Origin of the sequence: Mycobacterium asiaticum, assembly GCF_001668675.1 — a bacterium.
GTDB lineage: Bacteria > Actinomycetota > Actinomycetes > Mycobacteriales > Mycobacteriaceae > Mycobacterium > Mycobacterium asiaticum_D.
The window spans coordinates 20,439-40,794 of the sequence record NZ_LZKQ01000110.1 but is presented as its reverse complement, the minus strand read 5'-3'; the positions used below and the strand labels follow the sequence as shown (position 1 = coordinate 40,794).

General features: G+C 65.9%; 18 protein-coding genes, 2 tRNA genes and 2 pseudogenes. 3 read left to right on the top strand and 19 right to left on the bottom strand.

Features of this window, described 5'->3' with window-relative positions:
* Positions 1–163: 163 nt before the first annotated feature.
* The 12 genes and pseudogenes from A9X01_RS09840 to A9X01_RS09785 form a co-directional block, all read right to left on the bottom strand.
* A pseudogene (locus A9X01_RS09840) lies at positions 164–475 on the bottom strand (LysM peptidoglycan-binding domain-containing protein); the annotation flags it as partial.
* Positions 476–591: 116 nt separating this feature from the next.
* A complete protein-coding gene (locus A9X01_RS09835; protein WP_065120578.1) occupies positions 592–1,179 on the bottom strand; it encodes a DUF937 domain-containing protein in 588 nt (195 codons plus the stop codon).
* Positions 1,180–1,285: 106 nt separating this feature from the next.
* The gene (locus tag A9X01_RS09830; RefSeq protein ID WP_065120577.1) at positions 1,286–2,542 is read right to left on the bottom strand and encodes a saccharopine dehydrogenase family protein; all 1,257 of its coding nucleotides are present in this window, start codon (positions 2,540–2,542) and stop codon (positions 1,286–1,288) included.
* Positions 2,543–2,623: 81 nt separating this feature from the next.
* Complete coding sequence (locus A9X01_RS09825) at positions 2,624–3,193, bottom strand: transglycosylase family protein (RefSeq protein WP_065120576.1); 570 nt, start codon at positions 3,191–3,193, stop codon at positions 2,624–2,626.
* 636 nt (positions 3,194–3,829) lie between these two features.
* Complete coding sequence (gene mobA, locus A9X01_RS09820) at positions 3,830–4,435, bottom strand: molybdenum cofactor guanylyltransferase (protein ID WP_155772014.1); 606 nt, start codon at positions 4,433–4,435, stop codon at positions 3,830–3,832.
* A 1-nt stretch (position 4,436) separates the two neighbouring features.
* On the bottom strand, positions 4,437–5,525 hold the full coding sequence (locus A9X01_RS09815) for a 2-oxoacid:ferredoxin oxidoreductase subunit beta (RefSeq protein ID WP_065120575.1): 1,089 nt from the start codon (positions 5,523–5,525) through the stop codon (positions 4,437–4,439).
* A complete protein-coding gene (locus A9X01_RS09810; RefSeq protein ID WP_155772015.1) occupies positions 5,522–7,468 on the bottom strand; it encodes a 2-oxoacid:acceptor oxidoreductase subunit alpha in 1,947 nt (648 codons plus the stop codon). Before A9X01_RS09810 ends, A9X01_RS09815 begins: the two co-directional genes overlap by 4 nt.
* A 275-nt stretch (positions 7,469–7,743) precedes the next feature.
* Positions 7,744–9,024 (bottom strand): ATP-dependent Clp protease ATP-binding subunit ClpX, encoded by a 1,281-nt coding sequence (gene clpX / locus A9X01_RS09805; protein WP_036358438.1) that lies wholly within the window; start codon positions 9,022–9,024, stop codon positions 7,744–7,746.
* A gap of 382 nt (positions 9,025–9,406) precedes the next feature.
* A complete protein-coding gene (clpP2, locus tag A9X01_RS09800) occupies positions 9,407–10,051 on the bottom strand; it encodes an ATP-dependent CLP protease proteolytic subunit ClpP2 (protein WP_036358434.1) in 645 nt (214 codons plus the stop codon).
* On the bottom strand, positions 10,048–10,638 hold the full coding sequence (clpP1, locus tag A9X01_RS09795) for an ATP-dependent CLP protease proteolytic subunit ClpP1 (protein ID WP_036358432.1): 591 nt from the start codon (positions 10,636–10,638) through the stop codon (positions 10,048–10,050). Before clpP1 ends, clpP2 begins: the two co-directional genes overlap by 4 nt.
* Before the next feature lie 108 nt (positions 10,639–10,746).
* The gene (gene tig, locus A9X01_RS09790) at positions 10,747–12,249 is read right to left on the bottom strand and encodes a trigger factor (protein WP_065120573.1); all 1,503 of its coding nucleotides are present in this window, start codon (positions 12,247–12,249) and stop codon (positions 10,747–10,749) included.
* Between the two features lie 51 nt (positions 12,250–12,300).
* A tRNA-Pro gene (locus tag A9X01_RS09785) sits at positions 12,301–12,377 on the bottom strand.
* A 133-nt stretch (positions 12,378–12,510) separates the two neighbouring features.
* Here A9X01_RS09785 and A9X01_RS09780 point away from each other — a divergent pair.
* Both A9X01_RS09780 and A9X01_RS09775 read left to right on the top strand, forming a co-directional pair.
* A tRNA-Gly gene (locus A9X01_RS09780) sits at positions 12,511–12,581 on the top strand.
* 33 nt (positions 12,582–12,614) lie between these two features.
* Complete coding sequence (locus A9X01_RS09775) at positions 12,615–13,814, top strand: serine hydrolase domain-containing protein (protein ID WP_065120572.1); 1,200 nt, start codon at positions 12,615–12,617, stop codon at positions 13,812–13,814.
* 25 nt (positions 13,815–13,839) lie between these two features.
* On the opposite strand, the pseudogene A9X01_RS09770 reads toward A9X01_RS09775, so the two are convergent.
* From A9X01_RS09770 to A9X01_RS09755, 4 genes and pseudogenes are all read right to left on the bottom strand, one after another.
* Positions 13,840–14,031 (bottom strand): annotated as a pseudogene (locus tag A9X01_RS09770) (Mtp family mycobacterial-type pilin); the annotation flags it as partial.
* Between the two features lie 174 nt (positions 14,032–14,205).
* Positions 14,206–15,006, bottom strand: coding sequence for an Fpg/Nei family DNA glycosylase (locus tag A9X01_RS09765; RefSeq protein ID WP_065120570.1), 801 nt, complete (start codon positions 15,004–15,006; stop codon positions 14,206–14,208).
* A gap of 15 nt (positions 15,007–15,021) precedes the next feature.
* Positions 15,022–15,501, bottom strand: coding sequence for a ribose-5-phosphate isomerase (locus A9X01_RS09760; RefSeq protein WP_065120581.1), 480 nt, complete (start codon positions 15,499–15,501; stop codon positions 15,022–15,024).
* A 72-nt stretch (positions 15,502–15,573) separates the two neighbouring features.
* Positions 15,574–16,185 carry an Rv2466c family mycothiol-dependent reductase gene (locus A9X01_RS09755; RefSeq protein ID WP_065120569.1) on the bottom strand — a complete coding sequence of 204 codons (612 nt, stop codon included), beginning with the start codon at positions 16,183–16,185 and terminating at the stop codon, positions 15,574–15,576.
* 123 nt (positions 16,186–16,308) lie between these two features.
* Here A9X01_RS09755 and pepN point away from each other — a divergent pair, with 123 nt between their 5' ends.
* On the top strand, positions 16,309–18,921 hold the full coding sequence (gene pepN / locus A9X01_RS09750) for an aminopeptidase N (RefSeq protein WP_065120580.1): 2,613 nt from the start codon (positions 16,309–16,311) through the stop codon (positions 18,919–18,921).
* On the opposite strand, the gene A9X01_RS09745 is transcribed toward pepN, so the two are convergent.
* Genes A9X01_RS09745 through ctaJ form a run of 3 tightly spaced genes read right to left on the bottom strand, consistent with a single transcriptional unit; the run spans position 18,912 to position 20,356 of the window.
* Entirely contained in the window at positions 18,912–19,649 is a 738-nt protein-coding gene (locus A9X01_RS09745; RefSeq protein WP_065120568.1) for a hypothetical protein, read from the bottom strand. The two genes, pepN and A9X01_RS09745, sit on opposite strands and share 10 nt — an antisense overlap.
* 25 nt (positions 19,650–19,674) lie before the next feature.
* Positions 19,675–20,142 carry a DUF5130 domain-containing protein gene (locus A9X01_RS09740; protein ID WP_065120567.1) on the bottom strand — a complete coding sequence of 156 codons (468 nt, stop codon included), beginning with the start codon at positions 20,140–20,142 and terminating at the stop codon, positions 19,675–19,677.
* Positions 20,129–20,356, bottom strand: coding sequence for an aa3-type cytochrome oxidase subunit CtaJ (gene ctaJ / locus A9X01_RS09735; RefSeq protein WP_065120566.1), 228 nt, complete (start codon positions 20,354–20,356; stop codon positions 20,129–20,131). Before ctaJ ends, A9X01_RS09740 begins: the two co-directional genes overlap by 14 nt.

Sequence of the window (20,356 nt, the reverse complement as noted above, 5' to 3'; positions counted from 1 at the left end):
AGGGCAAAACGCAGGTCAGGCTCGTCCTGCAGGACGACCGCAATCTGGTGCTCTACGCCGCCGACGGCCCGGCCTGGTCCACCAAAACCGAGACCGACGCACCGCCGCCGCCCGAGCCGGTGGCCGAGCCCGCCGCCGAGGATCTCGATGACAAGGGCATCTCCCAGGCCGGGCCGTCGGCGGCGTAGAGCACCAGATTGCGGTCGTCCTGCAGGACGAGCCTGACCTGCTTTTTGCCCTTGGTGTCGGTGTGCCACACTGGCTTGTCGGCCGTATACAGGACGAAGTTGCCGTCGCGCTGTACCTCCGCGCGCACCACATCCTGACCGTTGGTCGAGGTGGCCCACAGCGGCTTACCGCGTGAAGCAAGCACCAGGTTCCCGTCATCTTGCAGGGTGAGCGTGTAGGCCCCGTTGTTGGAGACCAGCGACTCGCCGCGTACCAGCTTCTGACCTTCTTGGAGCGTGTCTGCCATGACTTTCCCTCTCGTTGCGTCGATTTCGGTTCTGGTACTACCCCTGACCGCGAGGCTACTAATCCTGCAATTGCCGGAACAGACTTCGGCTCAGCGCAATTATGTTGTGACGCTGGCTATTTCCGCCCGCCCAGCAAACCACCGAGGATGTCGCCGAGCCCGCCGCCCTTGCCGCTCAACACGTTGCCGAGGATGCCGCCGAGCCCCTTGTCGTTGCCGCCACCCAGGATGCTGCCGAGTATGTCGCCCAGTCCGCCGGAACCCTTCTGCGCGCCGGTTTCCTGCGTATTGCCGGAGCCGAGTTGTTTTCCGATGTAGGCCAACACGATTGGCAGCACCACCGGGAGCAGCTGCTTGAGCAGGTCGCTGTTGCCCGCGCCGCTACCGGCCAGTGCCGAGGCGACCTCGTCGGTGTCTTTGCCGCCGAACAGCGTCGAGACGGCCTGGTGTCCGTCGTTCTCGTCGACCTGGTCCAGCGTCGGTCCGCCGCCGCCGGCGTCAAGCAGGCCCCGGGCGGCGTGACCGCTGGCCGCGGATTCGATCCGGCTGGCATGCTCGGGGTCTTGGCTGCCGTGCTGCAACCCGCTGAGCAAGACGGGCACCAGCGTGTGCACCGCCTTGTCCACCTCGCCTTGATCCGCGCCTAACCGGCTTGCCAGCTCCGCGGTCGGAATCTGCTGGTAAAGATCGTCGAGATCGGCCATCGCTCTCCACCTTCGTCGTTAATTCGTAGGGGGTCGCATCTTCGACAGTAGACTCACGCCTCCCGGATGGGCACCCCTCGGCGCGGGGGGTTTTCCGCTCGCCACGTCACGTCAATCTCTCGGTCTGTAACACGACACCTGCCGCCGGGAAACGATCCAGCAGCGCATCACCCATGGCCGCCGCGGGGGTCAGGACCCCGCGCAGGTCGGAAAGCTTGTCGCGGTCTTTGGCCAACGCGAGGCCACACTCGCCCAACAGCACCGATGTCGCCTTGTAGCCCGGGTCGCCCCGCTGTTCCATCCGAGCCACATAGCGAGCGCCCGAGGTGGTCGTGGTGTAGGTCTCCACTTTGTAGAAGCCGCGCTCGCGGGTCGCCTCACTGGGGCCGCTACCCGGTTTGGGAACGACGCGCTCCACCAATCCACTCGGCAGGCGGTGGAAAAAGCGGCTGCCGACGGCGAACATCGCGTTGCCGAAGCCGGTCATGGCGGCCGACGCAACCGGCGCGAGCGGTGAGGAGCCGACGCTCATCGTTTCGGTGTAACGGAACTGGCGCCCGTAGGCCCAATCAAGTAAAGCGTTGCTGCGCCGAACAATTCGGGTGTTGTAGGGCGCCATCAGGAAAGCCGCCGTCCACAGACCGCTGAGTTCGGGGGCGAGCTGGCTGCCGCGCCGCAGCGGCAGGTCCGGTTGCTTGCCCACCTCCGGTTCCGCACCGCGGTCGCTACTGAGGGTGTACGGGTCGGCCATCTGCCGGCGCGCCTCGGGGTCGCGGGATGCGGTGCGCAGCACCTCCAACACCGAGGCGATGGTGCCGCCGGACGCCCCGCCCTTGAATGAGCGGACCACGAAGTTGGTGTCGGCCAGTTCACCCGCGCCGTCGTCGCGCGCGGCCCGGTACAGCGCGTACACCGTCATGTCCGACGGAATCGAGTCGAAGCCGCAGGCGTGCACGATCCGGGCGCCGGTGTCGGCTGCCTGCTTGTGGAACTGGTCGATGCTTTCCCGGACGAACATCGCCTCACCGGTCAGATCGGCGTAGTCGGTCCCAGCGGCGGCGCACGCGGCCACCAGCGGCAGCCCGTAATGGGTGTAAGGCCCGACGGTGGTGATGACGACCCGGGTGCGGGCGGCCATCTCCTCGAGCGTGGCTTGCGATGAGGCGTCGGCGGTCACCAATTGCCAGGATTGGGCGGACGGCCCGAGGGATCTGCGGACCGCCTCCAGCCGCTCGGTCGATCTGCCCGCCAGTGCGATCTTCGCGTCTTGACCGGCGCGGGCGAGGTAGTCGGCGGTCAGCTTCCCCACGAACCCGGTGGCTCCGTACACAATGATGTCGAATTCACGTGGCGTATCGGTCACCGGTTCGACGCTACTACGGGCAGAAACGACGAAGTGCCGGGCTGGTAGCCCGGCACTTGTCGTTATTCGTTTATCGGCTGATCAGCCGCGTCGGCCGCAGACCGGCCAGGCACCGATGCCCTGCGAATGCAGCACGTTCTCGGCCACGCGGATCTGCTCCTCACGGCTCGCACCGGCAGCGGATCCCGAGCCACCGTTGGCACGCCAGGTGCTGGGGGTGAACTGCAGGCCGCCGGAGTAACCGTTACCGGTGCTGATGCCCCAGTTGCCGCCGGACTCGCACTGCGCAATCGCGTCCCAGTTCACGCTGTACGCCTTGGGCGCGGGCGCGGGCACCTGGTCCACGGGCGGCGCGTCCGGAGCCGGCAGGTTCGGGTCGAAGCCGGCAGGCTCCGGCGCGGGCGGCGCGTCGGCCGGCGGAGCGTCGACAGGCGGCGCATCCGGGGCCGGCAAGTTCGGGTCGAACGCAGCCGGGTCGACCGGCGGAGCGTCGGCGGGCGGCGCGTCCGGGGCCGGCAGGTTCGGGTCGAAGCCCGGCGCCACGTTCGGGTCCACGCCCTCGACGTCGGCATGTGCAATGCCGGCGCCCGGCATGGTCACGAGGGTCCCGGTGATCGCGGCGAGGATGAGCGTCTTGCGGACGTTCTTCAAGCTTGTTCCTTTCGTTGCGCGCGCGCCGAAGACAGCCCACAGCTGTGGGTCGGATTGGATTGCTGCGTCGTCAGACGCGGAAATAACTGCTTCAGGGCGTGCCGTCTCGTTTCGGCACGACAGCGGAGGGCCTAATTACCCGGCGCGGCCGTAGACCGTCGCCTGCGGGGCGGCACCGGTACTCGGTTGCCGTCCCCCGCTCCGCTCACACGCGGGTCCGTGGATTCAATTTTGGGTTTGTTTATTCGGTTTTGCGGCGCCCGTTTTCGGGCTAACAGGACCGTACGATAACGATTTGGATTCGTCATCTCGGCGACGCGAAGATCTCGCTGCGGTCACGAGTCGATCACGGCGCGGATCCACCAGGGTCCGCGCAGGTCAATCCCGCATTCACGGACAGTGTCAACGCGGCAACGAAGTCGCGATTTGGTGAGCCGAATCACGCACATAATGTGAGCTGTGACACCGGATTTGGGGTTTGAAAAATTCTGCAGGCCTCCGGCGATCGGGGTGAATCCCGGAGTGACTCAGCCCACATGCCGCGCAGGAGGGACGAGTGCGTCACACCTTCGCTTACGCGAAATGGTTGATCGCCAAGTACCACAAGTGAATTCAGCTAACAATCAGCGCGACGGGTCAGCGCCCGGACCGCACCGGCGTTCTCAAATCGGCCTCGGTGTTGACGTTGGTCAACGCAGCGGATTCCGGCATGACAATCTGCTGGGAGTCCGAGGCGTCGATCAAAGCGCTCATCCGGCGGGCCCCGCCGGCGACAAGCGCGTCGATCCGGTCGGCCAGGTCCGTGCGGTACACCGCGGCCAGATAATGGCTACGGCCGTCCCACGGCATCACGATTTCGGCGTTGGTCTCGACCGCCAGGCGGGCCAGCTCATCGATCAAATCGGTTGTCAGCGAAGGCATGTCGACCGCCGAGACGAATGCGAGCTGCGCGCCGGCTGCCGCGGCCTCGCGCAGACCCCGGCCGGTAGCCGGCAGTGGTCCGAGCCCGCGCATTTCGTCGCGCAGGATGGGGACCGGCAGGGCCGGCAACGGTTGGCCCGGCGCCGCCATCACATAAACCGGCGAACAACGTTGCGCCACAACACTTACCACGTGCTCGACCAGTGTGGTGCTGCCACCCGGCACCGGTAGGGTCGCTTTGTCGCGGCCCATGCGCCGCGATTCGCCGCCGGCAAGAACGACAGCGGCCAGTGAAATCTCCTCGGGCACCTGTGTTGTCACCTCAGTCCACGGTCCAGGTGTCGCGACCGCGCAGCAGCGATTGCAGCGCGGCTTCGTCGGATGCGGTCGCAGTTCTGGCCGTGGTGACCTGCGAACGGGCCGCGTCGTCGTAGGTGGGCCGGCTGACGTCGCGGAAGATACCCATAACCGTGTGGTCGAGGTTCTGATCCGATAGCCGCGACAGCGCGAAGGCGTAGGCCGAGTCGTCGGAATGTGCGTCGTGGACCACGATTTCATCCACGGCGACGTCGGCCGTCTTGGCCACGTCCAGGCTGAAGCCCGACTTCACCACGCAGAACTCACCATTGGCGCCGAACACGATTGGCTCACCGTGACGGACCTTGATCACCCGCTCCTCGGCGCCCTCCTTGCGCAGCACGTCGAACGAGCCGTCGTTGAAGATCGGGCAGTCCTGCATGATCTCGACCAGGGCGGCGCCGCGATGCTGAGCCGCGGCACGCAGAACCTCGGACAGACCGGCGCGGTCGGAGTCCAGCGCCCGGCCGACGAACGTCGCTTCGGCGCCCAGCGCCAGGGACACCGGGTTGAACGGGTGGTCCAGCGATCCCATCGGGGTGGACTTGGTGATCTTGCCGACCTCGGATGTCGGTGAGTACTGGCCCTTGGTCAGCCCGTAGATCCGGTTGTTGAACAACAGCACCGTGATGTTGACGTTGCGGCGCAGCGCATGAATGAGGTGGTTGCCGCCAATGGACAGCGCGTCCCCATCGCCGGTGACCACCCAGACCGACAGGTCCTCACGCGCCAGCGCCAGACCGGTGGCGATGGCCGGGGCCCGGCCGTGGATCGAGTGGAACCCGTAGGTCTCCAGGTAGTACGGGAACCGGCTGGAGCAGCCGATGCCACTGATGAACACGATGTTCTCGCGACGCAGCCCGAGCTCGGGCAGGAAGTTGCGGATTGTGTTGAGGATGACGTAGTCACCGCAACCGGGGCACCAACGGACTTCTTGGTCGCTGGTGAAGTCCTTGCCCTTCTGCGGCTGGTCTTCACCGGAGAGCCGGGGCACCCCGTCGTTCTTGCTCGGTTTGGGGGTAACGCCCAGGTCGGCCCCAATCAAGTTGGTCATAGTGCGGCTCCCGCTCCAACCGTGGCCGCCGACAATCGGGCGACCATGGTTTTGTCTTGCTCGATGTCTGCCAACGTCCCGCCCAACGCGGCGCGGATGACGCGACCCACTTCGTCGGCCAGGAAAGACAGGCCGTGCACCTTGCTCACCGACTGCACGTTCACCAGATACTTCGCGCGTAGCAGCATCGCCAGCTGGCCGAGGTTCATCTCCGGGCAGACCACCTGCGGATAGCGACGCAACACGTCGCCCAGGTTGGCCGGGAACGGGTTGAGGTGGCGCAGGTGGGCATGAGCGACCTTGATGCCCTTGCGCCGCGCCCGCCGGCAGGCCTCGCCGATGGGGCCGTAGGAACTGCCCCACCCGATCAGCAGCAACTCCGCGTCGCCGGTCGGGTCGTCCACCTCGAGATCGGGGACGCGGATGCCGTCGATCTTGGCTTGCCGGATCCGGACCATCAGGTCGTGGTTGACCGGCTCATAGGAGATGTCGCCGGAACCGTTGGCCGCTTCCAGGCCGCCGATGCGGTGTTCCAGGCCGGGGGTGCCCGGCACGGCGAACTGACGGGCAAGTGTCTCGGGGTTGCGCGCGTAGGGCTGGAACGGTTCGTCCGGCTTGGCGAAGACGTGCTTGATCGGCTTGAGCGAGCTGACGTCCGGGATACGCCACGGCTCAGACCCGTTGGCGATGGCGCCGTCGGACAACACGATCACCGGGGTGTGGTACGACACGGCGATGCGGACGGCCTCGATGGCGGTCTCGAAACAGTCGGAGGGCGACCGCGGCGCCACTACCGCCACCGGCGACTCGCCGTTGCGGCCGAACAGGGCCTGCAGCAGGTCGGCCTGCTCGGTCTTGGTGGGCAGCCCGGTGGACGGTCCGCCGCGCTGGACATCGATCACGATCAGCGGCAGCTCGGTCATCACGCTGAGCCCGAGCGCCTCGGACTTGAGCGAGATACCCGGCCCCGAGGTGCTGGTGACACCTAGCGCGCCGCCGTAGGAGGCGCCGATCGCGGCGCAGATACCGCCGATCTCGTCCTCGGCCTGAAAGGTGATGACGTTGAAATTCTTGTGCTTGGACAACTCGTGCAGGATGTCCGAGGCCGGGGTGATCGGGTAGCTGCCCAGCACCACCTGCTTGTCGGCCAGCTGGCCGGCCGCGACGATGCCGTAGGCCAAGGCGGTGTTGCCGGAGATCTGCCGGTATTCGCCGGCCGGCAGCGAGGCTTTCGACACCTCGTAGGTGGTGCCGAACGCTTCGGTGGTTTCGCCGTAGTTCCAGCCCGCCTTCAGCGCCAGCACGTTGGCCTCGGCGACGTCGGGCTTGCGGACGAACTTCTCCCGGATGAAGTTCTCACTGGTCTGGATCGGACGCGAGTACATCCACGACAGCAACCCCAGCGCGAACATGTTCTTGGCGCGCTGGCCGTCCTTCTTGGTGGCGCCGATCGCTTCAACCGCGCCGAGGGTCAGGGTCGTCATCGGTACCGCGTGGACGACGTATTCCTCGAGCTCGTCGGTTTCCAGCGGGTTGGTGACGTAACCGACCTTGGTCAGATTGCGCTTGGTGAATTCGTCGGAATTGGCGATCACCATGCCGCCGCGCGGCAGATCGCCGATATTGGCTTTGAGCGCGGCGGGATTCATCGCGACCAGCACGTCGGGCCGGTCGCCGGCCGTCAGAATGTCGTAATCGGCGATCTGGATCTGGAATGACGAGACGCCTGGCAAAGTTCCTGCGGGAGCGCGGATTTCGGCGGGGTAATTGGGTTGGGTGGCGAGGTCGTTTCCGAAAAGCGCCGCCTCAGAGGTGAATCGGTCGCCGGTCAGCTGCATGCCATCGCCGGAGTCTCCCGCGAATCGGATAACGACGTTCTCCAGGCGCTGCCGACCGGACCCGTTATGAGACTCTGCCCCGGCGCCATTGCCGTTCAGATCCACGTCTCCGCCTTCCATCTGGTGTCCGGACAGGCACTCCACTGGTTCCCAAGATTACGCGCGCCGGAGTGCCTTCTTCCGCTCTCACGTTTCATGTCACTGGCGGTACCAATTATGACACTTTTCTTAGGTTGTATAGCCGCTCTCGAGGCGGTGTTACCAGCGAGTACGCAAGCAAAAGCCGTAGTCAGCGCGGGGTCGTCGACGGTGAAACGCCAAACTGTGGTATTCGTCACTCTGGCGTGGCAAACGCACGTCAGACGCGGGAAATCGAGCGGTCAGGCGCTCTTGTCGCGCCGCTCCGAACGAGACGGCTTGCGGGGCACGATCGTCGGCAGCACGTTGTCCTGCACGGTCTCCTTGGTGACGACCACCTTGGCAACGTCGTCGCGGCTCGGGATGTCATACATCACCGGCAGCAGGACTTCTTCCATGATCGCGCGCAGACCGCGGGCGCCGGTGCCGCGGTGGATCGCCTGGTCGGCGATCGCCTCGAGCGCCTCGTCGGTGAATTCGAGCTCCACGCCGTCCATCTCGAACAGGCGAGTGTACTGCTTCACCAGAGCGTTCTTGGGCTCCGAAAGGATCTTGACCAACGACTCCTTGTCGAGGTTGGTGACCGAGGCGACCACCGGCAGGCGGCCGATGAACTCAGGGATCAGGCCGAACTTGATGAGGTCCTCGGGCATCACTTCGGCGAAGTGGTCGGTGGTGTCGATCTCGGCCTTCGAGCGCACCTCGGCGCCGAAGCCCAAGCCTCGCTTGCCGACCCGCTCGTAGATGATCTTCTCCAGGCCGGCGAACGCACCAGCGACGATGAACAGCACGTTGGTGGTGTCGATCTGGATGAATTCCTGGTGCGGGTGCTTACGGCCGCCCTGCGGCGGAACCGACGCCTGGGTGCCTTCCAGGATCTTCAACAGAGCCTGCTGAACACCCTCGCCGGACACATCCCGGGTGATGGACGGGTTCTCGCTCTTGCGGGCGATCTTGTCCACCTCGTCGATGTAGATGATGCCGGTCTCGGCGCGCTTGACGTCGTAGTCGGCGGCCTGGATGAGCTTGAGGAGAATGTTTTCGACGTCTTCACCGACGTAGCCGGCCTCGGTCAGCGCGGTGGCGTCGGCGATGGCGAACGGCACGTTGAGCATCTTGGCCAGCGTCTGGGCCAGGTACGTCTTGCCGCAGCCGGTCGGGCCGAGCATCAGGATGTTGGACTTGGTGAGCTCGACCGGCTCGTAACGCGAGTCACGGCCCTTTTCGCCGGCCTGAATCCGCTTGTAGTGGTTGTAGACGGCGACCGCGAGCGTGCGCTTGGCGGTGTCCTGCCCGATGACGTAGCCCTCGAGGAAGTCACGGATCTCGATCGGCTTGGGCAGTTCGTCAAGTTTGACGTCGTCGGCGTCGGCCAGTTCCTCTTCGATGATCTCGTTGCACAGGTCGATGCACTCGTCGCAGATGTACACGCCCGGGCCAGCAATGAGCTTCTTGACTTGCTTCTGGCTCTTGCCGCAGAACGAGCACTTCAGCAGGTCACCGCCGTCTCCGATGCGTGCCATGATGCCTCAGGGCCTACTTCCTGTGTCGCCGTAACGTCTTGGTTGCCGGTTGGTATCTCACGACGCTACCCGTTAGTTCCGGCCTGCCGCGACCGTTAATGCCGAATAGCTTGCTTGGTATTCAACTGGTTATTCGCGCTTATGGTGTGCATGAAACATATAGCCCGAGAGCCTCCGCCACTCGTTGAGACGCGCAATACGTGTCCCTGGCGTGTCGCGGTCGTTACGCCACCGAGGCTGTGGTCAGCCGCTTGGCGAGCCCTCCGGCCACAACCCTACCGCGACGCTGACCCGCGAGGAGACGCAAAAGCACCCGATTTCGTTGAAATCCGGGTGCTTTTGCGTCTGCTCGCGGGGATAGGTGACACCCAGCTTGCCGGGCTCAGGCGTTCTGCGCCGAAAGCTTCCGGTATTCCAGAACCGTGTCGATGATTCCGTAGTCCTTGGCCTCTTCGGCGGTCAGGATCTTGTCGCGGTCGGTGTCCTTACGGATCACCGACGCGTCCTTACCGGTGTGCCGGGCCAGCGTCGTTTCCATCAGGGTGCGCATCCGCTCGATCTCGGCGGCCTGGATCTCCAGGTCGGAGAACTGACCCTGGATCACGCCGGACAGCGACGGCTGGTGAATCAGCACGCGCGCGTTCGGCAGCGCCATCCGCTTACCCGGGGTGCCGGCGGCCAGCAGCACCGCGGCGGCCGACGCGGCCTGACCCAGGCACACCGTCTGAATGTCGGCGCGCACGTACTGCATGGTGTCGTAGATGGCCATCAACGAGGTGAAGCCGCCACCCGGCGAGTTGATGTACATGGTGATGTCGCGGTCGGGATCCAACGACTCGAGCACCAGCAGCTGCGCCATGATGTCGTTCGCCGACGCGTCGTCGACCTGCACGCCGAGGAAGATGATGCGTTCCTCGAACAGCTTGTTGTACGGGTTGGATTCCTTGACGCCGAAGCTCGAGTGCTCGATGAACGACGGCAGGATGTACCGCGCCTGGGGTTGGATCCGGGGGTCCTGAGGGTTCACTGGGCTTCTCCATTACTGATGTGGGCGGCGCGGGTGATGATGTGGTCGACGAAGCCGTATTCGAGAGCTTCCTGCGCGGTGAACCAGCGGTCGCGGTCGGAATCCGCTTCGATGCGCTCGATCGGCTGGCCGGTGAACTCGGCGTTGAGCCGGAACATTTCCTTCTTGATGACGGCGAACTGTTCGGCCTGGATCGCGATGTCGGCCGCGCTACCGGTCACCCCGCCCAACGGCTGGTGCATCAGGATGCGGGCGTGCGGCAGCGCGTAACGCTTGCCCTTGGTGCCGGCCGCCAGCAGGAACTCACCCATCGAGGCGGCCATGCCCATGGCGTAGGTGGCGACGTCGCACGGCGCCAGCACCATGGTGTCGTAGATCGCCATTCCGGCGCTGATCGAGCCGCCGGGCGAGTTGATGTACAGCGAGATGTCCTTGTCGGCGTCCTCGGCCGCAAGCAGCAGAATCTGCGCGCACAACCGGTTGGCGACTTCGTCGTTCACCTCCGAACCCAGGAAGATGATGCGCTCGGACAGCAAGCGCTCATAGACGGAGTCCGTGAGGTTGAGACCCAACGAGTTCGAACGCATGTCAGTCACGACTGAATTACCTGCTTTCTCGTATTGCGTGTTGCACCTGACACTAACGAACCGGGCCCACCCTTTGACCACCTGAGAAGGGCTCGTTCGCTCACAGCGTCACGAGGTGGGTTCGTCGGCCTGTTCGGCGTTGTCCTCTTCGGCCGCTTCTTCGCTGCCTTGTTCGGCGGCTTGGGCCTGCGCGGTGGCGTCGTCGGCTTCGGACGCATCCTCGGCCCCATGGGGCTCGTGCTCGGGCTCGTGCTCGTGATCGTGATCGTGATCGTGATCGTGGCCGGCGTGCCGCTTGCCGAAGAACTCACTGGTGTCGATCGTGTTGCCGTCGTTGTCGGTGACGGTCGCCTTCTCGATCACGGCCGCGACCGCCAGACCGCGCCGCACGTCGGCGAACATGGCGGCCAGCTGATTGTTCTCCTGCAGATAGGCGAACAGCTGTTGCGGCTCGATGCCGTACTGCCGGGAGGTCATCACCAATCGCTCGGTCAGGTCCTCCTGGCCGACCTGGACGTCGAGTTCGTCGGCGATCGCGTCGAGTAGCAGCTGCCGCTTGACGTTGTTCTCGGCGGCGGTGCGCGCTTCGGCCTCGAACTCCTCGCGGGACGAGCCCTGCTGTTCGAGCACCTCGGCGAACTTGGCCGGGTCCTGGTTGAGGCCGCTCATCGCGGCTTGCAGGGTCTCGTCCATCTGCGAGCGGACGATCGCGTCCGGCACCGGCACCTCGACCTGCTCGAGCAGCGCGTCCAGGGCGGCGTTGCGGATCTGGTCGGCCTGCTGGGCGCGCTTGGTGTTGCGAACCTGCTCGGCCAGGCTGGCGCGCAGCTCCTCAATGGTGTCGAACTCGCTGGCCAGCTGGGCGAACTCGTCGTCCGGCTCGGGCAGCTCGCGCTCCTTGACCGACTTGACCGTGACGGTCACCTCGGCGTCCTGGCCCGCATGTTCGCCGGTCGCCAGCTTGGCGGTGAACACCCGCGACTCGTCGACGGACAAGCCCACCAACGCGTCGTCCAGGCCCGCGATCAGGCGGCCGGAGCCGACTTCGTGCGACAGCCCCTCGGCGGTGGCGTTCGGCACTTCCTCGCCGTCCACCGTCGCGGACAGGTCGATCGAGACGAAGTCGCCGGTCTGCACCGGCCGGTCGACGCCGGCCAATGTGCCGAACCGCGCCCGCAGCGAATCCAGTTCCGCCTCGACCTCCTCGTCGGCGACCTGCACCGGCTCGACCGAGACGGTCAGCGCGTCCAGATTGGGGATCTCCAGCTTGGGACGGACGTCGACCTCGGCGAAGAACTGCAACTCTTCGCCGTACTCCTTCTTGGTCACCTGGATGTTGGGCCGGCCGATCGGTTGCACGTCCGACTCCGTCAACGCCTGGCCGTAACGGCTGGGCACGGCGTCCTCGATGACCTGGTCCAGCAGCGCCTCGCGGCCGAAGCGCGCCTCGAGCAGGCGGGCCGGCGCCTTGCCGGGCCGGAAACCGGGCAGTCGCACCTGCTTGGCCAGCTCCTTGTAGGCGCGCTGGAAATCGGGTTCGAGTTCGGTGAACGGCACCTCCACATTGATGCGAACCCGGGTCGGGCTCAAAGTCGTAACGGTGCTCTTCACGGCGTGCTCCTCGGTTTGTCGTTCCTGCGTGCGGCTGTGCGCTTGTCGGGCTGGTCGGGGTGACAGGATTTGAACCTGCGGCCTTCCGCTCCCAAAGCGGATGCGCTACCAAGCTGCGCTACACCCCGCGCTGACCTCGCGATCCTACGGCCAGCCGGGACCCGGCCCGGAGGCGACCTCGGACCTTACGCTGCGGTCACGCGACTGCGTCGATTAGATTTGATCTACGCCACCACGTACAGTCTCGCTCGACTAACACTTGCGGGCGTAGCTCAATGGTAGAGCCCTAGTCTTCCAAACTAGCTACGCGGGTTCGATTCCCGTCGCCCGCTCTGAGCTAAGATTTTGCACGGCAGAAAGGCGCAATGAGCGACCTGGGAAGCGTCACTATTCACGGCTCATGCGCCTCGAACTTCGTCGGAGTGCGCGACGCGTTCGAGCGCAATTTCGCGCTGCGTGGGGAAGTCGGCGCCGCCGTCGCCGTATGGGTCGACGGTCATCTGGTGGTCAATCTGTGGGGTGGCTGGGCCGACGGCGCGGGCACCCGGCCGTGGCAGGAGGACACGCTGACCACGGTGCTGTCCGGCACCAAGGGTCTGACGTCCACCTGCATCCATCAGCTCGCGGATCGCGGTGAGCTGGACCTGCATGCGCCGGTGACCCGCTACTGGCCCGAGTTCGGCCAGTCCGGCAAGGACGACATCACGTTGGCCATGGTGATGAGCCACCGCTCCGGGGTCATCGGACCGCGTACCCGGGTGACCACCGAGCAGCTGTGCGACTGGGACTACGTCTGCCGGCAGCTGGAGATCGCCGAGCCGTGGTGGAAGCCCGGCACCGCGCAGGGCTATCACATGACCACCTTCGGATTCATCCTCGGCGAGGTGTTCCGTCGCGTCACCGGACGCACCATCGGGCAGTACCTGCGCACCGAGATCGCCCAACCGATCGGCGCCGAGATCCACATCGGGCTGACGCCGGTCGAGCAAGCCCGCTGCGCCGAGCGGGTCAACAAGCCGACCGGCCGGCAACTGCTGGCCGAACTGCAGGCGCCCAGCGATCCGACCAGCTTGGCCGACCACCCCAAGGCCGGCATGTCGATCTCGATGGGATTCCTCGCCGACGACGACCTGGACACCGAAAACCTGCAGCTGTGGCGGCAGCTGGAATTTCCCGGCACCAACGCGCAGGTTTCCGCGCTCGGCATGGCCACGTTCTACAACGCGTTGGCCCAGGAGAAGCTGCTGAGCCGCGAGCACATGGATTTGGTTCGGGTCTGCCAGGGCGGCTTCGAGCCGGACCTGGTGTTGGGACCGCGGGTCGCCGACCACGGGTGGGGCCTGGGTTACATGCTGAACCAGCGCTGCATCAACGGCCCCAACCCACTGGTCTTCGGCCACGGTGGTCTCGGCGGGTCATTCGCGTTTGTCGACCTCGAACACCGAATCGGCTACGGATACGTGTCGAACCGTTTCGACGCCAGCAAGGCGAACGCCGATCCGCGCAGTGTCGCCCTCAGTAACGAGGTCTACCGCGTGCTCGGCGTCCTCCCTGCCGACGACTGAGCCGCTACCGGCGCCAGCCGTTGTTCCAGTCGCGGCTGTGGTCATTGCCGTCTCGGTCCCGGTGATGATCGTCGTGGCAATTACCGCCGTCCCAGTTCTGGCCCCAGCCCGGGTCCCAGAATTGTCCGGGACACCAGTGATACTCAGGCAACGGAGCGGGTTGGGCCGCAGCGGTGGTCGCCGCTCCCACACCGGCGAGCCCCAGCGCAGCGGCCATGGCGAAAAGGGTTGCAGCTAAACGGGAAATGTTTTTCACAAGGACATCTTCTACCCGCACGCCGCACCGCGAAACTGTAGACGCCAGCGTTTCTTCTGCCAGTTTACTGGTAAACGGCTTGACGCCGGCCGTGATCGAAATCCTCAGTGAATACTGAACTTTCGCGCTGCGCGATCAATTTTGGCAGGTCGGACACCAGAACACATTGCGGCCCTCCAGCACTGCCGTGCGGACCACCTCCCCGCACACCCGACACGGTTCGCCGGCCCGCCGGTACACGTACGTGCGGGGCCGGGCGGGCGCGTACGAGGGCGCACCATGATCGTGCTCGGGGCGGACGACGATGATCTTGCCGCGCCGCAACCCGACCTTCATCAACGCCACGAGATCCGCCCATGCCGCGGCGAATTCCGCCTCGGAGACCTGCTGCGCGGGCCGGTATGGGTCGATGCCCTGGCGGAACAACAGCTCATTGCGGTAGACGTTACCCACTCCCGCGATGACGGTCTGATCCATCAGCATGGATCCAATAGGTCTGCGCGACTTACTGATTCGCGCCCATGGCCACGCCGGGTCGGCATCGGCACGCAACGGGTCGGGTCCCAGCCGGGCGACGACATCGTCGACCTGGGCCGCGTCGATGACCTCGCATACCGTGGGTCCACGCAGATCGGTGCCGTATTCGGTGCCGACCATCCGCATCCGCACCTGTCCAACGGGGTCGGGCATGAGACCGTCTTGCCGTTGCCACTCCGAGAAGGCTCCATAGAGCCCGAGGTGCACATGCACGATCGGGCCACCTTCGTAGTGGTGAAACAGATGCTTGCCCCACGCGCTGGCGCGCCGCAGCACCCGACCGTTCACCACGGCCGCGTCGGCGAAGCGTCCCTGCGGGCTGGACACCGCCACGGGGTGTCCGGCGAAGCGGCGCTGATGCAGCCGGGCCAGCCGGTGCAGCGTATGGCCCTCGGGCACTGGCTGTCAGTCTCCTCAGGAAGAGACGCCGGGCACCGGCGGCGCTTCGTGGGTCCGTTCGTATTCGGCGAGAATGTCGATGCGGCGTTGATGCCGTTCGGCTTTCGACCAGGGCGTGGACACGAACGCATCGACGATGGCCAGCGCCTCCTCGACGGTGTGCATCCGACCGCCGATGCCGATCAACTGCGCGTTGTTGTGCTGGCGCGCCAACGATGCCGTTTCCACGCTCCATGCCAGCGCACACCTGGCGCCGGGCACCTTGTTGGCGGCGATCTGCTCACCGTTGCCCGACCCGCCCAGCACGATGCCGAGGCTGTCCGGGTCGGCGACCGTGCGGGTTGCCGCGGCGATGCAGAACGCCGGGTAGTCGTCCTCGGCGTCGTAGCTGAAGGCGCCGCAGTCGATCGGCTCGTGGCCGGTCTTCTTCAGGTGCTCGATGATGTGTTGCTTGAGCTCATAGCCGGCGTGGTCGGCACCCAGGTAGACGCGCATGCCGGTCATTGTGCATCAGGCGGCGCACGCCACCGCGACGGCCACCCAACCCGCCGTTAGTCCGACCCGGGCTCAGTCGAACTGGGGCGGCTCGGTGCGCGTCCGCTTGAGCTCGTAGAAGTGCGGGTAGGACGCGAAGGTCACCGAGGCGTCCCAGAGCTTGCCGGCCTCTTCGCCGCGCGGGATCTTCGAGATCACCGGGCCGAAGAATGCCACCCCGTTGACGTGGATCGTCGGTGTGCCGACGTCGGGACCCACCGCGTCCATGCCGGCGTGGTGGCTCTTGCGCAGGGCCTCGTCATATTCGGTGCTGGTTGCGGCCTCGGCCAGTTCGGCGGGCAGGCCGGCGTCGGCCAGCGACAGCTTGATGACCTCTTCGAGATCCTTGTTGCCCTCGTTGTGGATGCGGGTGCCCATGGCCGTGTAAAGCGGCTCCAGCACCTTCTTGCCGTGGGCCTGCTCGGCGGCAATGGCAACCCGCACCGGCCCCCAGGCCTTGGCCATCATTTCCTTGTACTGCTCCGGCAGTCCCTCGCGATTCTCGTTGAGCACCGCCAGGCTCATGACGTGCCAGTTCACCTCGATGTCGCGGACCTTCTCCACCTCAAGGATCCAGCGCGAGGTGATCCAGCACCACGGACACAGCGGATCGAACCAAAAACCGGCTTCAGACTTCTCGGCCATTACTGCGTCCTCTCGTCGACACATCGGACAGTCCGCTCAGACACAACCGTAGCCACGCCCGGACTGTTCCCGCCGGGATGCTGCGCGCTGAAGCGGCGACGCTCAGCCGATATGTTGGAGCGCGTGGCCCTTCCCAACCTCACCCGGGACCAGGCGGTCGAACGCGCCGCCCTGGTCACCGTGCACAGCTACCAGATCAACCTCGACGTCACCGACGGCGCGGGCAAACCCGGCGAACGCACCTTCCGCTCCACCACCACCGTGGTGTTCGACGCTCTCGCCGGTGCCGAGACCGTGCTCGATCTGGCGGCCGACACCATTCACAGCGCCAGCCTCAACGGTCAAGACCTCGACGTGTCCGGCTACGACGAATCGACGGGTATCACCCTGCGCGGCCTGGCCGACCGCAACGTCGTCGTGGTGGACGCGGACTGCCGCTACTCCAACACCGGCGAAGGCCTGCACCGCTTCGTCGATCCGGTCGACGACGAGACCTACCTGTACTCGCAGTTCGAAACCGCCGACGCCAAGCGGATGTTCGCCTGCTTCGACCAGCCGGACCTCAAGGCCACGTTCGACGTTCAGGTGACCGCGCCCAAGCACTGGCAGGTGGTCTCCAACGGCGCCCCGCTGTCGGTCGAGGAGGGCGACGGGGGCAGTGAAAGGGCCAGCATCCACACCTTCGCCACCACCCCGCGGATGAGCACCTACCTGGTTGCCCTGGTGGCCGGGCCGTACGCGGTGTGGAATGACACCTACCGCGACGAGCACGGCGAGATCCCCCTCGGCATCTACTGCCGGGCCTCGCTGGCACCGCACATGGACGCCGAGCGGCTGTTCACCGAGACCAAGCAGGGCTTCGGCTTCTATCACCGCAACTTCGGCATGCCCTACGCATTCGGCAAGTACGACCAGCTGTTCGTACCCGAATTCAACGCCGGCGCAATGGAAAATGCCGGCGCGGTGACGTTCCTGGAAGACTACGTGTTCCGCAGCAAGGTCACCCGGGCGTCCTACGAGCGCCGGGCCGAGACCGTGCTGCACGAAATGGCGCACATGTGGTTCGGCGACCTGGTCACGATGACCTGGTGGGACGACCTATGGCTCAACGAGTCGTTCGCCACCTTCGCCTCGGTGCTCTGCCAGGCCGAGTCGACCGAATACACCGAAGCCTGGACGACATTCGCGACGGTGGAGAAGTCGTGGGCCTACCGTCAGGACCAGCTGCCCTCCACCCACCCCATCGCTGCCGACATCCCCGACCTGCACGCGGTCGAGGTGAACTTCGACGGCATCACCTACGCCAAGGGCGCCTCGGTGCTCAAGCAGCTCGTCGCCTACGTGGGCCTGGACCACTTCCTGGCCGGGTTGCGGGATTACTTCAAGACCCACGCGTTCGGCAACGCGACCTTCAGTGATCTCGTCACCGCCTTGGAGAAGGCGTCGGGACGCGACCTGTCCGACTGGGGAAAGCAGTGGTTGCGCACCACGGGTTTGAACACGTTGCGGCCCGACTTCGACGTCGACGGTGACGGCAAGTTCACGCGGTTCGCGGTGACGCAGAGCGGTGCCGCACCCGGCAAGGGTGAGACGCGGGTGCACCGGGTGGCCGTGGGCATCTACGACGACGAGGGCTCCGGCAAGTTGGTGCGGGTGCACCGCGAAGAGCTGGATGTCGAGGGCGAAGCCACCGAAGTGCCTGCGCTGGTTGGGGTTTCGCGTGGCAAGCTGGTTTTGGTCAACGATGACGACTTCACCTACTGTTCGCTGCGGCTCGACCCCGAGTCGCTGCAGACCGCCCTGGAACGCATTGCCGACATCGCCGAGCCGCTGCCACGCTCGCTGGTCTGGTCGGCCGCCTGGGAGATGACCCGCGAGGCCGAACTGCGTGCGCGCGACTTCGTGGCGCTGGTGCTGAACGGCATCCAGGCCGAGAGCGAGGTGACGGTGGCACAGCGGCTGCTGTTGCAGGCCCAGACGGCGGTGGGTTCCTACGCCGAGCCGGGTTGGGCCCGCGAGCACGGGTGGCCGCAGCTCGCCGACCGGCTGCTGGAGTTGGCCCGCGGCGCCGAACCCGGATCGGATCATCAGCTGGTCTTCGTCAACGCCTTGTGCACGTCGGTGTTGTCACCGCGGCACGTAGACGTGCTGTCGGAGTTACTGGACGGGGACCCGGCCGAGCAGGGCCTGGCGGGCCTTGACGTGGACACCGACCTGCGTTGGCGCGTGGTCGTCGCCCTGGCCACCGCCGGCGCAATCGACGCCGACGGTCCCGATACGCCGCGCATCGACGCCGAGACGCAAAACGACCGGACGGCCGCGGGCCGACGGCACGGAGCTCAAGCCTCAGCCGCGCGACCGCAGCTGCAGGTGAAGCAGGATGCGTACACCCGCGTGGTCGAGGACGACACCCTGGCCAACGCGTTGAGCCGGGCGATCATCGCGGGCATCGCCGCCCCGGGACAGGGCGAGTTGCTCAAGCCGTTCACCGACCGTTATTTCGAGGTGATCCCGGCGGTGTGGGCGCGCCGGTCCAGCGAAGTCGCACAGTCGGTGGTGATCGGCTTGTACCCGCACTGGGACATCAGCGAGGAGGCGATTGCCGCCGCCGACAAGTTCCTGCAAGCACCGGACTCCGAGGTGCCGCCCTCGCTGCGCCGGCTGGTGCTCGAAGGGCAGGCCGGGGTGAAGCGGTCCTTGCGGGCACGCAAGTTCGACGCCGAGGCTCAGCAGTAGCCGCCGTCGCTTAAGCCGGCCGCCAGTTCCAGCCGGTTGGTGCGGCGAAAGACCAACTCGCGGAACAGTTCCCAGCTGTAGGCGCGCAGCATGCCGGCATAGCCCAGTTCCGCCCACTGCGCGCTGTGCCGCTCCTCGTGGTGCAAGAGCCGATCCAGTGCCAGCCGGGGCGATTGCGCGCGGACGATCCCGCGCAGCGCCTCGGCGGGCTCGGCCCCGCGGGCGGTGTTGACCATGAAGATGTCACCCCAGGTCGTTCCACCCCGCTGGCTGTAGAGCCGCTGAAGCCGGTTGCCGCCGGTGCCCATCAGGATTCCGTGTGGCGTCGTCATCAGGCGACCGCCGTTGCGGTGGACGAACCGGACGTCCCGGTTGTAGCTCCAGCTGTTGGCCCGCTGCCGGTCTTTGATCCGCCTGACCTCGGCGGTCGAGTACGCCGTCTCGGGGAAGTCATTGGCTGTCCCCGGGCGACTGCCCGCCTTGCCGTAGTCGGTGCCGGCGTTGAGCACGTAGGTCAGCAGCACCGCCCGGCGCACGTCGTCCCCGCCGGTGCCGGAGGGGACGAGGAAGAACGACTTGCCGTGCGGATCGGTGATCTCCTCGTACCCGTCGAGAAGATTCAGCGCGGCCGCGTCGATGCCGTGATGTTCGGCGATCTCGGCGACGACGTCGGGCGCGATCGCGCGACGGGCGGCGTTGTCCCGCCACAGCTGTGCATAACTCGTCACGCGTCGCGCTGGAGCGGGCCGGCGGTCAGGCCGGCGATATGCCCCCGCTGAGCACCCGGATCGCACTGACCAGGCCGTCGATCAGATTGCCCTGCTCGAACGCCGACGAAGCGGCGGCCACACCGAGCGGGGCCGCCGACTCCGCACCCCGGCCACGTACGTCAGAGCCGTACACCACCTCGATGGCGCTCTGATTCGGCGACACCGCGAGCAGCACCGCGTTGTTCGGGGTCGGGACCTTGGCCAGGATTTCGCGCGCCCGGGCGGCGGTGTCGCTGCCCAGGTCACCGAGGTAGACGGCGAACCGCGCCTTGGACGCACGCGAGGCGTACTTCAACGCATCGTCCACGGCGACAAGCTCTTTGATGGAGAACGGGTAGTGCACCGAAAGCTCGCCCGGCTCGGTGACCCCGGAGATGCGTCCGCTGGTCGTGAGGACCCAACCCTTGGGCAGGTCGGTGGGCTCCACCGTCGCGACTTCACCATGTGCCACTTGCGCCACCTCCAACCGTGAACTCCGAACCGCCGTGACCACCGTGGGAACCGCCGACAGCCTCATCGGTGGCGGCCCACAGAATCGGCGCGTGTGTCCACTTCTCCGACAGGTTATAGCTCTTGGGATGCGGGCCCTTGCGCGTCAAGGTCAGCAAGCTCAGGACCACCACCAGCAACAACGGGACACCTACTAGCAGCAGGTGAGTCTGCAT

Coding starts and splice junctions, on each gene's coding strand:
- A9X01_RS09815 (WP_065120575.1), bottom strand. CDS start 5,525: ATGACCAACTTGATTGGGGCCGACCTGGGCGTTACCCCCAAACCGAGC.
- A9X01_RS09835 (WP_065120578.1), bottom strand. CDS start 1,179: ATGGCCGATCTCGACGATCTTTACCAGCAGATTCCGACCGCGGAGCTG.
- clpX (WP_036358438.1), bottom strand. CDS start 9,024: ATGGCACGCATCGGAGACGGCGGTGACCTGCTGAAGTGCTCGTTCTGC.
- A9X01_RS09775 (WP_065120572.1), top strand. CDS start 12,615: ATGAGCGACCTGGGAAGCGTCACTATTCACGGCTCATGCGCCTCGAAC.
- clpP1 (WP_036358432.1), bottom strand. CDS start 10,638: ATGCGTTCGAACTCGTTGGGTCTCAACCTCACGGACTCCGTCTATGAG.
- A9X01_RS09755 (WP_065120569.1), bottom strand. CDS start 16,185: ATGGCCGAGAAGTCTGAAGCCGGTTTTTGGTTCGATCCGCTGTGTCCG.
- ctaJ (WP_065120566.1), bottom strand. CDS start 20,356: ATGCAGACTCACCTGCTGCTAGTAGGTGTCCCGTTGTTGCTGGTGGTG.
- A9X01_RS09760 (WP_065120581.1), bottom strand. CDS start 15,501: ATGCGCGTCTACCTGGGTGCCGACCACGCCGGCTATGAGCTCAAGCAA.